Origin of the sequence: Allomesorhizobium aridi (assembly GCF_043769475.1) — a bacterium.
Taxonomy (GTDB): Bacteria; Pseudomonadota; Alphaproteobacteria; order Rhizobiales; family Rhizobiaceae; genus Allomesorhizobium.
This window is the reverse complement of sequence record NZ_CP171729.1, coordinates 3,899,351-3,910,903: the sequence shown is the minus strand read 5'-3', so window position 1 is coordinate 3,910,903 and position 11,553 is coordinate 3,899,351. Positions and strand designations below refer to the sequence as shown.

Annotated in this window: 13 protein-coding genes; 3 read left to right on the top strand and 10 right to left on the bottom strand. The window is 62.3% G+C overall.

Annotation, left to right across the window (positions count from 1 at the left end; all coding sequences use genetic code 11):
- Positions 1-103: 103 nt before the first annotated feature.
- Positions 104-625: a hypothetical protein gene (locus ACG873_RS21260; protein ID WP_394887373.1), complete on the bottom strand. Its 522-nt coding sequence runs from the start codon at positions 623-625 to the stop codon at positions 104-106.
- A 322-nt stretch (positions 626-947) separates the two neighbouring features.
- Between ACG873_RS21260 and ACG873_RS21255 the strand changes: the two genes are divergently transcribed.
- Positions 948-1,418, top strand: coding sequence for a cupin domain-containing protein (locus ACG873_RS21255; RefSeq protein WP_394887371.1), 471 nt, complete (start codon positions 948-950; stop codon positions 1,416-1,418).
- A gap of 215 nt (positions 1,419-1,633) precedes the next feature.
- Positions 1,634-2,716 carry an IS630 family transposase gene (locus ACG873_RS21250; RefSeq protein WP_394887369.1) on the top strand — a complete coding sequence of 361 codons (1,083 nt, stop codon included), beginning with the start codon at positions 1,634-1,636 and terminating at the stop codon, positions 2,714-2,716.
- A gap of 105 nt (positions 2,717-2,821) precedes the next feature.
- Here ACG873_RS21250 and ACG873_RS21245 read toward each other — a convergent pair whose 3' ends face one another.
- From ACG873_RS21245 to ACG873_RS21205, 9 genes are all read right to left on the bottom strand, one after another.
- Positions 2,822-4,555 carry an adenylate/guanylate cyclase domain-containing protein gene (locus tag ACG873_RS21245; protein ID WP_394887367.1) on the bottom strand — a complete coding sequence of 578 codons (1,734 nt, stop codon included), beginning with the start codon at positions 4,553-4,555 and terminating at the stop codon, positions 2,822-2,824.
- Positions 4,556-4,701: 146 nt separating this feature from the next.
- The gene (locus ACG873_RS21240) at positions 4,702-4,893 is read right to left on the bottom strand and encodes a hypothetical protein (protein WP_394887365.1); all 192 of its coding nucleotides are present in this window, start codon (positions 4,891-4,893) and stop codon (positions 4,702-4,704) included.
- Positions 4,894-5,053: 160 nt separating this feature from the next.
- On the bottom strand, positions 5,054-5,323 hold the full coding sequence (gene minE / locus ACG873_RS21235; RefSeq protein ID WP_394887364.1) for a cell division topological specificity factor MinE: 270 nt from the start codon (positions 5,321-5,323) through the stop codon (positions 5,054-5,056).
- The gene (gene minD, locus ACG873_RS21230) at positions 5,320-6,135 is read right to left on the bottom strand and encodes a septum site-determining protein MinD (RefSeq protein WP_394887362.1); all 816 of its coding nucleotides are present in this window, start codon (positions 6,133-6,135) and stop codon (positions 5,320-5,322) included. The genes minE and minD overlap by 4 nt, the downstream gene beginning before the upstream one ends.
- Before the next feature lie 32 nt (positions 6,136-6,167).
- Positions 6,168-6,911: a septum site-determining protein MinC gene (gene minC / locus ACG873_RS21225; protein WP_394893633.1), complete on the bottom strand. Its 744-nt coding sequence runs from the start codon at positions 6,909-6,911 to the stop codon at positions 6,168-6,170.
- A 281-nt stretch (positions 6,912-7,192) separates the two neighbouring features.
- Entirely contained in the window at positions 7,193-8,440 is a 1,248-nt protein-coding gene (locus tag ACG873_RS21220; protein ID WP_394887361.1) for an RNA polymerase sigma factor, read from the bottom strand.
- Between the two features lie 10 nt (positions 8,441-8,450).
- Positions 8,451-9,014 carry a dihydrofolate reductase family protein gene (locus ACG873_RS21215; RefSeq protein WP_394887360.1) on the bottom strand — a complete coding sequence of 188 codons (564 nt, stop codon included), beginning with the start codon at positions 9,012-9,014 and terminating at the stop codon, positions 8,451-8,453.
- Positions 9,015-9,039: 25 nt separating this feature from the next.
- Complete coding sequence (locus ACG873_RS21210; RefSeq protein ID WP_394887359.1) at positions 9,040-9,405, bottom strand: YciI family protein; 366 nt, start codon at positions 9,403-9,405, stop codon at positions 9,040-9,042.
- 126 nt (positions 9,406-9,531) lie between these two features.
- Positions 9,532-10,731, bottom strand: coding sequence for an aromatic ring-hydroxylating oxygenase subunit alpha (locus ACG873_RS21205; RefSeq protein WP_394887357.1), 1,200 nt, complete (start codon positions 10,729-10,731; stop codon positions 9,532-9,534).
- Between the two features lie 365 nt (positions 10,732-11,096).
- On the opposite strand from ACG873_RS21205, the gene ACG873_RS21200 reads away from it, so the two are divergent.
- Complete coding sequence (locus tag ACG873_RS21200; RefSeq protein WP_394887355.1) at positions 11,097-11,507, top strand: hypothetical protein; 411 nt, start codon at positions 11,097-11,099, stop codon at positions 11,505-11,507.
- The last annotated feature ends 46 nt before the right edge of the window (positions 11,508-11,553 follow it).

Here is an 11,553-nt window from a genome sequence, read left to right as displayed (position 1 = left end):
GGAGATGCTCGCATCGCCCGCACCTAAGCAGGCGATACGCATTTCGATGCTTCCGTGATCAGCACGGGGTTGCTTCAGGCAACTCCGCTACAGAAATCACTGCCTAACCGGCTGCCAGGGCAGCATCACATGCCCTTGCCAGCTCGGTATTTGGCTTTTCTGTGCCAAGCGGCGTCGCCCACCCGGCCTTTTCAATGACACCGCGCCGATTGTAGCCTTGTGCGGCTTTCAGTTCCGCAAGCAGCTCTATCGACCGGGGATCGCTTTTTGACTGTGCAACGCAATACGGCGTCATTGCGGACGTTACGGCCGCGACAGAAGCGCTTTCCGCCATCTTCTGAGCGGCGCCGCCTGTGACCCATCCGCCCCAAGTAAAACCGACAATTGCGAGCGCGACGGCCCCTGCACCCGCGCCGTAAACGGCGGGCTTCGTCCATGTAGGGATTTCCATAATGTGTCCGATCTTGACCTGGACAAGCGCGCATGATTGCGCGCGAGGCCTCATTCGTATCACGAAATTGTTGCAGGCGTTTGGAATTCGTGAGACGTCAGCTGATACGCGGCTGAAATCGAGGCGCTCGAGGTGGCTGCTGCCGCGGAAAACCACTGATGCGATGCGCGCCATCGGGAATGATTGTCGGTCCTGTTCGGTAGGTTTGTCATGAGGGGTGTGGACGTGAAATGATCCGAGACCGCCATCGGTCTGTCATGTCAAAATTTCTGCGTCGGGTGATGGGCAGCGGCCGTTTGCCTCTCACCCGAACCAGGGTCTTCAACAGCCTCAGATCAAGGCTGTACTGTCGTAGTTGAATAGGCGAATTCCAACTCCCGAATACACGCGTGAAGCGCTTGTTGAGACGTGTTTCGCGGACTTATTCTGAAACGTTCAGCGAGCCTGCCCCGGCGCGCAGCCGAGGTGGAAGGCCGCCTGCACGGGGAGGTTCATCATGAAAATCGCATCGGTATTCGCACTCAGCTTTGTCGGATTCTGCGGGTTCGCCTCCTTTGCCTCGGCAGAGGAAGCGCACACAATGATCGCTCCTGACGACGTCAAGTGGGGCCCTGCCCCCAAAGTGCTTCCTGCCGGGGCGGAAGCCGCGGTCCTGTTCGGCGATCCTACCAAGGAAGGTTTGTTTGCCCTTCGACTCAAAGCGCCGGCTGGGTATGCGGTAGCACCGCACACACATCCTGCGGATGAGGTGGTCACAGTGATATCAGGGACTACTCATCTTGGAATGGGCGAGACCGCCGATCGGAGCGCCGCCAAGGCGATGCCTGCGGGCAGCTTTTTCGCGCTGTCGCCCGACACGGCGCATTTCGTCTACTTTGACGAGGAGACGGTGCTCCAGGTCACCACCAATGGCCCGTGGGGCCTCAAATATGTCAACCCGGCTGACGATCCTCAAAAGACGCAGTAGCCAGCCACGGCTTGAAGACCAATCGCCCTGCCGACCAGTGCGGCGGGGCGGGTTTTTTGCCTCAGCCATTGCCGCTCGACCCTCGGCTTGCCTAGCGTAGTATTGCGCGACGGACGCTCGCAACTGGGTCGCCAGCGGCGGCCTAGTGGATTGATCGGATCAAAAGAGTCCGATTTTGGGATTCCGTTTTGCGGTGTGGCGTGCGAGTTTGATGCATGCGCAATGGCATCTCCTTCACCGTTTCGGCCAGCGATCGTCAGCGCTTGCAAGCGATCGTCGCGGCCCCTGGAAGCCCGCAGAAGCATGTCTGGCGGGCGCGTATTGTCCTTCTGAGCGGCGATGGTCTGGGCACCTCGGCAATCATGGCCGAGACCGACAAGTCCAAGACCTGTGTCTGGCGCTGGCAGGAGCGGTTCATGCACGAAGGCGTCGATGGACTGCTTCGCGACCGGTCCCGTCCGCCTGGAAAGGCGCCGGTCCCGCCGAAGCATGTCGCCGAGATCGTCCGCCTGACGCAGGCGACGCCGCCGCATGAGGCGACCCATTGGACGCTGCGCGCGATGGCCAAGGTCGCCGGCATTGCAGCGTCGACGGTGCAGGGTATCTGGAAGGCCCACGGTCTCAGCCCGCATCGCTGGCGGCACTTCAAGCTCTCCAACGACCCGGCCTTCGCCGAGAAGCTGACGACCATCGTTGGCTTGTATGTCGATCCGCCGGCCCATGCCGTGGTGCTGTCGGTCGACGAGAAGTCGCAGATCCAGGCCCTCGACCGAACCCAGCCCGGCCTGCCAATGAAGAAGGGCCGCGCCGGCACGATGACACACGACTACAAGCGGCACGGCACAACGACGCTCTTCGCTGCCCTCAACGTGCTGGACGGCACGGTCATGGCGCAGAACATGCAGCGCCACCGCCATCAGGAGTTCATCCGCTTCCTCAACCGCATCGAGCGCGAGGTGCCGGCGGACAAGGCAATCCATGTGATCCTCGACAATTACGCCGCGCACAAAAAAGACAAGGTCCGCGCCTGGCTCGACCGCCACCCGCGCTGGACCTTCCATTTCACCCCAACATCCTGCTCCTGGCTCAACGCCGTCGAGGGCTTCTTCGCCAAACTCACCCGGCGCAGGCTCAAGCACGGCGTCTTCCATTCCGTTGTCGATCTTCAGGCCGCCATCAACCGCTTTATCCGCGAATACAATGCCGAGAACCCGCAACCATTCATCTGGAAAGCCAACCCCGATGACATCATCGCCGCCCGAAACCGCGGGTTCCAAACGTTGGAATCAATCCACTAGCGATGTCTTGGCTTGCCCAGCTACAACAGGTCCAAGCCCCCGATGGGCGCCAGATGACGCGTTTGCGAACCCCAATTCGCCGCCGCGGGACAGCGTCAACGAAAATCACTGCAGGTGGGCAATACCGGCTCTCAGCAGTCCTTCACGCACGTGCTGCACATCAGACTCCTGGGCATAATGCAGAGTCTCGATAAATGTATCGAGGTCGAATTTGGGGTCGAGTGTTCTGATCTTGCCCACATGTGCTGCTGCCGCGATTTCGTCGCCCAGCCAGCCGTAGCAGGCAGCGGCGAAAGCGTGCTGAACCGAGTCCATGGTTGACAGATGCATGAAAGCCTCGATCGCCTCGCCATACTGGCGCGCGGCGAAATGCGCCTTTCCCAGATGGCTCCAGAACCTCTCCGGGTGATGCGGGTTCAGCTGCATAGCCTTTCGGATCCATTCAATTCCCTCTTCCGGCCTGCCCAGCCACGTCAACAACTCGCCTTGCTGCACCACCACGAGGTCGTAATTGGGATTGAGGGCGAGGGCGCGCTCTTGATGGTAACGCGCCGTCGTCAGCGCATTGTTGTTCACGTTCACCGCCGCGAGGATACGATGGACATCAGCGTCGTTGTCGTCCAGCGCCAGCGCCCGGTCCAGCGCGGCCATGATTTCGTTCCAAACAGCATCCTTGTCTTCACACCAGTCGTGGACCCAGGCCTGGCCAAGAATGCAGGCGCGCCAAGCATGGGCATGGGCATAATCGGGATCGAGCGCGACGGCTCGGACTATCAAGCGCTGCGCCCGTTCATTGTCCGCAATCGTGCTTCGGTGATGCAGCACCTTGGCAGCAAGCACGCATTCATACGCGACCATGTTTGCAGGTTTCGCCCGCGCCAGCTGGTCCCGCTGAGCCGCCTCGACACGACCGGGCAGCGTGGCTGCGATCGCCGCGGTTACCTCATCCTGAATCGCGAATATGTCATCCAGCTTCCGGTCATATTTGTCCGCCCAAATATGAGCGTCATTCGCGGTGTCGATGAGCTGGACGGTCACGCGCACCCTGTCGCCGATCTTGCGGACGCTTCCTTCCACGAGATATTGAGCGCCGAGCTTCTCGGCGACCTCGCGCACATTCACCGCGCGATTCTTGTAGACGAAGCTGGAATTGCGCGAGATGACGAACAGCTCGTGGTGGCGGGACAATTCCGTGATGATGTCCTCTGTCAGTCCGTCCGCGAAAAATTCCTGCTCGGGGTCGCCGCTCATATTGTTGAATGGCAGCACTACTATCGAAGGTTTCGAAATGGATCGTTTTTCTTCGATCTCCGGCAGGACGGGACCGTCAAACCCGATGCGATAGAGGCGAACCGGACGGCTGATGTTCTTCAGCGTCTTCTCGCCCAGATCCTCGATGGCAATTTCGAGACGGTCGGCAATTTGGGTCGCCACCGCTGCGGTCACGCAGATGCCGCCTACGTCCGCGAGTTGCTCGATGCGCGACGCGATATTGACGCCGTCGCCAAAAATGTCGTCATCCTCGAAGATGATGTCGCCGAGATTTATGCCGATCCTGTATTCGATACGCCGTTCCTGCGGCACGTCCGAATTGCGCCGCTTCATACGTTGTTGGATTTCCACGGCGCATTTCACGGCATCGGTCACGCTCTGGAACTCAACGAGCATGCCATCACCGGTGGTCTTGATGATCCGGCCCTTGTTCTTCGCGATGGCGGGATCGACCAGCTCTATGCGATGGGTCCGAAGGCGTGCGAGCGTGCCGGATTCATCGGCCTCCATCAGCCGACTGTAGCCCGCCATATCGGCAGCCAGAATTGCGGCTAGTCTCTGTTCCATCGCCTGGACCAAAAACTAAGTTTACGCTTCCTGGGTCGCCAAATCCAGCGATTTGGGCTTGCGGCTGGATCAAGGAGTCTTCCTGCCGGTGCAGCAAGAAGGAGCGGATAAGGAGCTTCGCCTTGAACCTTCCGCGGGCGGTTGGATCAGGCGTAGTTCGCTCGGGTTTCGTGCTGGGCCGGCCGTATCGGAGTGCCGACAGCCTTTTCACAGAGTTCCACGTGCTTGGCCAAGGCTTCCTTGGACAAGCATGCGCTGATTGTACTGATGTCGCGGTTCTGGAACTTTGGCATCTGCTGGAGTTCCTTGAGCCGCTCGAGAAGTGCAAGCCGTGTCATGCTCGTCTCCTTTAGTCGATAAGGCGGCTAGAGCCATCCGCCCGATTTCGACATCGGGCTTTTCGCTCTAGCTTTTTGTTTTCGCATCGTTTTGCCGAAAACCGGCATCTACTTTTCGGCACGATGCTCTAATATGCCGCCACAGTGTATCGGGCTGCTGTCACGCCGCCCGCAGTTTCGCGGACAGGGGGATTTCGACATCGATTTCCAGTGTCGAAACCTTTTCTCCGCGGTCCATCTTCACGGTGACCTTGTCCCGGTCGATCTTCACATGCTTGCCGATGGCCGAGAGAATTTCCTCCCGAAGGCGCACCACCAGGTCGGACTGGCCTACTGATGACCGCTCGTGGGCGAGCAGGACCTGCAGGCGCTCGCGTGCCTTCGGAGCCGACGAAGAACTCTGCTTGCTGAAGAAATCGAAGAACTTCATGCCGCCCTCCTTCCGAATATCTTGCCGAACAGGCTGCGCTTTTCGCCTGGAATGGTAATCGGCACTGTTTCGCCGGCGAGCCGGCGCGCGGCATCGTGATAGGCCAATGCAGGTGCACTGCGATTATTGGCGAGCGTGACCGGCGTGCCGAGGTTGGAGGCGCGCAGGACATCCATGCTTTCGGGGATGATGCCAAGCAGCGGGATCGACAGGATCTCGAGCACGTCGTCGACCTTCAGCATGTCGCCGCGCTCGGCGCGATTTGCATCGTAGCGGGTCAGGAGAAGATGTTTTTCCACTCGCTCGCCGCGCTCGGCCTTGGCGGTCTTGGCATCGAGAAGGCCGATGATGCGATCCGAATCGCGCACCGACGAGACTTCCGGATTGGTCACGACGACCGCAATGTCGGCGTGGCGCATCGCCAGCGTCGCGCCCCGCTCGATGCCGGCCGGGCTGTCGCAGATGATCCAGTCGAAGGATTTCCTCAACTCGTCCATCACCCGTCTGACGCCCTCCGCCGTCAAATTGTCCTTGTCGCGGGTTTGCGACGCCGGCAGCAGGTAGAGCGTCTCCAGCCGCTTGTCGCGGATCAGCGCCTGCGGCAGCTTCGCGTCGCCCTGGATGACGTTGACCAGGTCGTAGACGACCCTCCGCTCCGCGCCCATGACCAGATCGAGATTGCGCAGGCCGACGTCGAAATCCACGACGACCGTCTTCTCGTTCCGCTGTGCAAGCGCGGCGCCGAGCGCGGCGGTGGAAGTCGTCTTGCCAACGCCGCCCTTGCCCGACGTGACCACTATTATTTTTGCCATCCTCGTCTCCTGTCCGTTAGCCGCCCGCCGGCTCAATTGAGTGTCTTCGCCACGATCGCATCGCCTTCGAGCCAAAGCTGGACAGCCTGTCCGCGAAGCCCAGGTTCCAAGTCGTCGGACGTCTTGTAGAGACCGTCGATCGCCAAAAGCTCCGCTTCAAGCTTGCTGCAGAAGATGCGCGCCGAGGAATTGCCCACCGACCCGGCTAACGCGCGTCCCCGCAGCGTTCCGTAGACATGGATCGAACCGCCGGCGACGACTTCGGCGCCAGACGCCACCGATCCGATAATGGTGACATCGCCTTCGGGGAAAACCACCGACTGCCCGGAACGCACCGGCTGGCTGATGATGATCGAAGGCATTGCCCTGACCGGCTGCGGGTCGGGATAGTGGTCGAGTGCTTCGGGCTTGCCGGGGTCTGCGTCGGCCGCCGTTTCCGCCGCCGGCGCTTCGAAATCCGATGCCTCCCGCCCGCCCGTCAGTGCAGGGGGTATGTCGGCGCCGAGTTGCGATGAACGCGCGCCATCGACGCCCAGGACCCGCACGCTGCGGTTGGCAAGCTCGCCGATCAGTTCCTTCAACTGCGACCGGTCGATGTCGAGGCCTTCGACGTCGAGAACGATCGGCCGCCGCAGGAAAAAGCCCGCCGAGCGGGCGGCTAGGTCGTCGAGCCGCGCCAGCCAGCCGTCGAAGGGCAGTTCCGGAGTAAGCACGAGCGCGAGAAAGGAGCGGCCCTTGAGGCGGATGGGGCGGGTGTCTGTTAGCACGTTGTTCATGTTCATTAATTTTCCGTTGATCAGGTCTATGGCGAGCATGGTTAACAGATGGTTAACGACAGCGCAGAAGGTTGGGCAAAAGCCAAGAAACTTATATGGAGGTTAGGTGACGCCAATCGGAGCGACGGTGGGAACAACCTGCCGAAGAACGGGCGCGTTTATTGGAAATCCTGCGTTGCAATGGGCGAGATGAAGCCGCTCTAGCGCCGGGTCGATTCGGAGTTTAGGCCTTCATCTCGGCGCAGCAGAAGAGACGCTGCGCGCTGCCGAGGGATCCCAAGCTACTCCCGCAACGCCTCGCGCCGCTTGAGCAGGAAACGGCGGATCGCCGGGTCGGACGAGAGGCCCGTCGCGATGTCGTAGGCGTGGCGCGCCTCGGCGGCCGCGCCGTTGCGGGCGAGAAGCTCGGCGCGCGCCGCCCAGTAGGGCTGGTATTCGTTCAGCCGGTTTTCCGGCGACGCCTCCGGCATGGCTTTGAGGCCGGCATCCGCGCCCTGTAATTCGGCGATCGCCAGCGCGCGGTTGACCGCCGCCACCGGCGAGCCAGTCAGCACCAGAATGGCGTCGTAAAGCTGCAGCACGTCGCGCCAATTGTTCCGCCCGGTCCTGCAGCGGTGGACATGAGCCGATTGCAGCGCCGCCTCGAGCTGGTAGCGGCCGATCGCACGCAGCATCGAGGCGCGCCGCAGGGCCGCCTCGGCCTCGTCGATCATGCGGGCGTCCCAACGCGTGGCGTCCTGTTCGGCCAGGGGCACGTAGTCGCCATCCGCGCTGCGCCTCGCCGCCCGCCGCGTCTCGATGTGGAGCATCAGCGCAAGCAGGCCGAGCGCTTCCGGCTCGTCGGGCAGCAGCGCTACGACCAGCCGCGCCAGGAAGATCGCCTCGCCGGCAAGGTCGCCGCGGAGGGCATCGGTTCCAAGCGGCTGCGTCCAGCCTTCCGCGAAGGCGGCGTAGATGGCGTCGAGCACGGCCTCCAGCCGCTCGTGCAACTCGTCGCGCCCGGGCGTGGCAAAGGGAATGCCGGCCTCTTTGATCGCGGCCTTGGCCCGCACCAGGCGCTTGCCCATGGCAGCCGGCGAGACCAGGAACACCGAGGCGATCGCCGCCGCGTCGAGGCCCAGCACCGCCTGCAGCATCAGCGGCGCGCGAACGCCTGGCTCAATCCGCGGGTCGGCGCAGGCGAACATCAGCGCCAGGCGCCTGTCGGGGATGTCTTCGTCCTCGGCGGCCTCCAACTCCTCGGCGGCGATCCGCAATTGCCCGCCGGCAAGATCGCCGATGCGGCGCCGGCGGCCGGCGTCGATCAGCTTGCGGCGCGCGACCGTCAGCAGCCACGCCTCGGGATTTTGCGGGCAGCCCTTCGCCGACCAGTCGGCAAGCGCCGCCGCGAAGGCTTCCGACAGCGCGTCTTCGGCCACCGCGACATCGCCGGAGCGCGCGGCGAGGTAGGCCACGAGCTTGCCGTAGCTGCGCCGGGCGACGCCTTCGGCCTCGGCTCGCGCCGCCATCGACCCGTCGCCGGCTGTCATAAGCTTCGCTTCACCCGGCCGGCTCATAGCGCAGGAAGATCTTTCCGTTGCCGAAGGACCGCGTCATTACGAGCTTCATCGGGATCTCGTCCTCCATGCCTTCAAACAACGTTCTTCCGGCGCCGAGCGCAACCGGGTTCAGCATGAACTGATATTCGTCGATCAGCCCTTGCCGCGCCAGTTGCGCGACGATGCCGCCGCTGCCGAGGACGGTCATGTCGGGAACGGCGCCGTGCTTGAGCCTCCGCACCTCCGCCACTGCATCCCTGGAGACGCCCGTGTTCTCCCAAGCCGGATTTTCCAGCGTCCTGGAGAATACGAGCTTGGGCATGGCGTTCATGCGCTCGGCGACGACGGGGTCGTTCTGCGCCGCAGCCGGCGTCGGCCAATAGTGGACCATCATGACGTATGTGATCCGGCCGAGCAGAAGCATGCCGCCCGATCTGGCGTTGCCGGCGATGAAGGCGTCGTAGTCCGGATCGTCGCGGCCGTCATAGGCCCATCCGAGATCGCCGTTGCTCCCGGTGAAATATCCGTCGAGGGAAATGTTGTTGAAGACGACCAGTCTCGGCATGCACTCCGCCTCCGCAACAGCGTCGCTAGCGACGCGCGTATTCGCTCATCTGCCAGACCTCGCGCACTTCGACGACGCCGTGATCGACGGTCGGGCACCGCGCCGCCCATGCCATGGCGGCATCGTGGTCGGGCGCTTCGATAAGGTAATAGCCGCCGATCTGCTCCCTGGATTCGGCGTAGGGTCCGTCCAGCACCTGCGGCTTGTCGCCGGCAGTGCGGATGGTCGTGGCGGACGAACTCGGGCGGAGGCGGTTGCTGGCGACCAGCGCGCCGGCTTTCCGCAGCGCTTCGGAATAGGCCATATAGGCGGCGGTGCCCTCTTCCTGCTGGGCCGGGGTGAGCTCAGGCCAGCCGGCCTCGTTCACGTAGAGTATCAGAAGATATTGCATTGCTGTCTCCTCTCTTATTGGCGGCAGGGTCCATGCCCCGCCGGCACAATGACGCGCCAGATCGGCCGATTTGGACAAAGGAAAGGAAAAAACCGGCGTGCACTCTTCAATAAGCGGAGGGCCGCGTTATCCGCGCGAGCGCATCGCCTCATTGACGTTCCACATCTCGCGCTCGTCCGGCGCTTCGGAAAGCTCCAGCACCGGCAGCATGGCGCGCAAGTGGTCATGGTGGGTGCGCACGCCATATTCGAGATCGGACAGATAGAAGCCGGAAAACGCCTCCGACATCATGGATCTGTTCGACCAGACCGAGAGCTGCACGTCCTCGGACATGGTCTCGCGGTCGATGCGGAAGGAGAGGTAGCGGGCGGCGGCCTGCTCACGGCTCTCGTCGGCATAGCGATAGATCGCGCCGCGCAGCAGCGTTTCGCCGGTCGAGAGCGGGAACTCCTGATAAAACTGCACCGATTCCGGCATCACCGAGATCACCATGTTGGGGAAGATGCCGTAGTAAATCCAGGCCTTCTTCAAATGCTCGGGCAGGCGCTTCGGCTCGGGCGCGAGCCTGATGTAGTTGCGCACGCTCCAGCAGCGCCCGGCATGCGGGTTGTAGGTGGCGAAGGAACGCGACACGCCGTTAACGAAGGGCTCGTCGAAATAAGTCGCGCCGTAGAGGTCCTGCAGCGCGGGATGGGCCATGGCGACGTGATAGCCCTCATTGTCGACATCGCGTACCGATTTCCAGTTCACCGGCGTTTTCTGCGACCAGTTGCCGAAGGACGGAACCATCTCCGCGATCCGGTAATGCGCGATCTCGGCCTCGACCGGCTGCATAAGCTCGGCGACGGAAGGCTGCGGCCCCGAGCGGAAGCGCACGAAGATCAGGCCCATCCAGATTTCCAGATCGAGCGGAACTAGCCCGAACTCGGTCTTGTCTAGATCGGGGAAGCTCTTCGGGTGGGCCGCGCCGCGCAGCGTGCCGTCGAGATTATAGACCCAGCCATGGAACGGGCAGACAAGCGCGTTCTTGCAGGAGCCCTGGTTCTCGGCCACGACGCGGCTGCCGCGGTGGCGGCAGATATTGTGGAAGGCTCGCACGACGCCATCCTTGCCGCGCACCACCAGCGCGCGCTCGCCGACCACGTCCATGGTCAGGTAATCGCCGGCATCCGGCAAGTCACCGACATGACCGACGATCTGCCAGTGGTTGCGGAAGAGATGCTCCTTTTCGAGGTCGAGAAAGGCCGCGCTGTGATAGCTCCAGCCCGGCAGACCGCGGCGGTCCCAATCGTGCGGAATCGCCAAATCGCGCCGGTGCAAATTCATGCTCGTTCTCACGTAGTTATTGAACGTGCGTTCAATATAGACACAATAACGTTTAATTTGCAATGCGTTAATGAAATCCGGTTGTTCCGGCTCCGCCTACACGCTGCGCGCGGGGCGGCTGAATCGTCATCCTTTACGGCGCGGGCGATCGGAAAACCGGCGGCATTTCCGGGTGTTATCGGTGTGAGCTTTGCCACAGACGAACCTGGCCCGGTCCTCGTAATGTTATTGTAGCGAAGAGCGCCGTGCATATAGCCCGATTTTGTTTCGCGCCTGTTACACGCATCCTGCTGGGCAACATCGGGCAGATACAATCGGCGTTTACCTTCGTTAACAAGAGTGAACGAACCGTCAAGGCAACACCCATGTCGACCACCGCAACGGCCTCCCAGTTCGGCCGGCATCTAGAACCGCGCGAACGCTTCGCCCGTTTTCCGCGCCTGGCGCTGCGCCAGCGCTCGAACGAGCATCCCATGGTGATGTTTTCCGTCATCGTGGCCACCGCATTCCTTTCGATGGCGCTGATCCCGGCCTCCGGGCCGGCTTGGGCCTCGTTCGGCGCGCCGCTCAAGCTGACGGACGAAGCGGGCACGACGCCCACGACATATCGACTACCGCTCTCGCTAACCGAGATCGCCTGCCGCGGCCAGGCGTGGGGCGCCGAGACTGCCGACTGCCTCACCGTCATCGCCAAGGAAACGGGGCACGCGCCGGCGCGCAAGGTCCGCATGGTCGCCAGCGCCGAACCGCTGAGCCATACGCCCAACATCTTCTGACAGGCGCAAGCCGCATCCTCCCACAGCTTCAGCCCTTCACCGACGC

What these genes read in the sequence shown, in the direction of transcription:
- ACG873_RS21260 (WP_394887373.1), bottom strand. Translation starts at nt 625, where the DNA reads ATGGCGCGCATCGCATCAGTGGTTTTCCGCGGCAGCAGCCACCTCGAG.
- ACG873_RS21255 (WP_394887371.1), top strand. Translation starts at nt 948, where the DNA reads ATGAAAATCGCATCGGTATTCGCACTCAGCTTTGTCGGATTCTGCGGG.
- ACG873_RS21250 (WP_394887369.1), top strand. Translation starts at nt 1,634, where the DNA reads ATGCGCAATGGCATCTCCTTCACCGTTTCGGCCAGCGATCGTCAGCGC.
- ACG873_RS21245 (WP_394887367.1), bottom strand. Translation starts at nt 4,555, where the DNA reads ATGGAACAGAGACTAGCCGCAATTCTGGCTGCCGATATGGCGGGCTAC.
- ACG873_RS21240 (WP_394887365.1), bottom strand. Translation starts at nt 4,893, where the DNA reads ATGACACGGCTTGCACTTCTCGAGCGGCTCAAGGAACTCCAGCAGATG.
- minE (WP_394887364.1), bottom strand. Translation starts at nt 5,323, where the DNA reads ATGAAGTTCTTCGATTTCTTCAGCAAGCAGAGTTCTTCGTCGGCTCCG.
- minD (WP_394887362.1), bottom strand. Translation starts at nt 6,135, where the DNA reads ATGGCAAAAATAATAGTGGTCACGTCGGGCAAGGGCGGCGTTGGCAAG.
- minC (WP_394893633.1), bottom strand. Translation starts at nt 6,911, where the DNA reads ATGAACAACGTGCTAACAGACACCCGCCCCATCCGCCTCAAGGGCCGC.
- ACG873_RS21220 (WP_394887361.1), bottom strand. Translation starts at nt 8,440, where the DNA reads ATGACAGCCGGCGACGGGTCGATGGCGGCGCGAGCCGAGGCCGAAGGC.
- ACG873_RS21215 (WP_394887360.1), bottom strand. Translation starts at nt 9,014, where the DNA reads ATGCCGAGACTGGTCGTCTTCAACAACATTTCCCTCGACGGATATTTC.
- ACG873_RS21210 (WP_394887359.1), bottom strand. Translation starts at nt 9,405, where the DNA reads ATGCAATATCTTCTGATACTCTACGTGAACGAGGCCGGCTGGCCTGAG.
- ACG873_RS21205 (WP_394887357.1), bottom strand. Translation starts at nt 10,731, where the DNA reads ATGAATTTGCACCGGCGCGATTTGGCGATTCCGCACGATTGGGACCGC.
- ACG873_RS21200 (WP_394887355.1), top strand. Translation starts at nt 11,097, where the DNA reads ATGTCGACCACCGCAACGGCCTCCCAGTTCGGCCGGCATCTAGAACCG.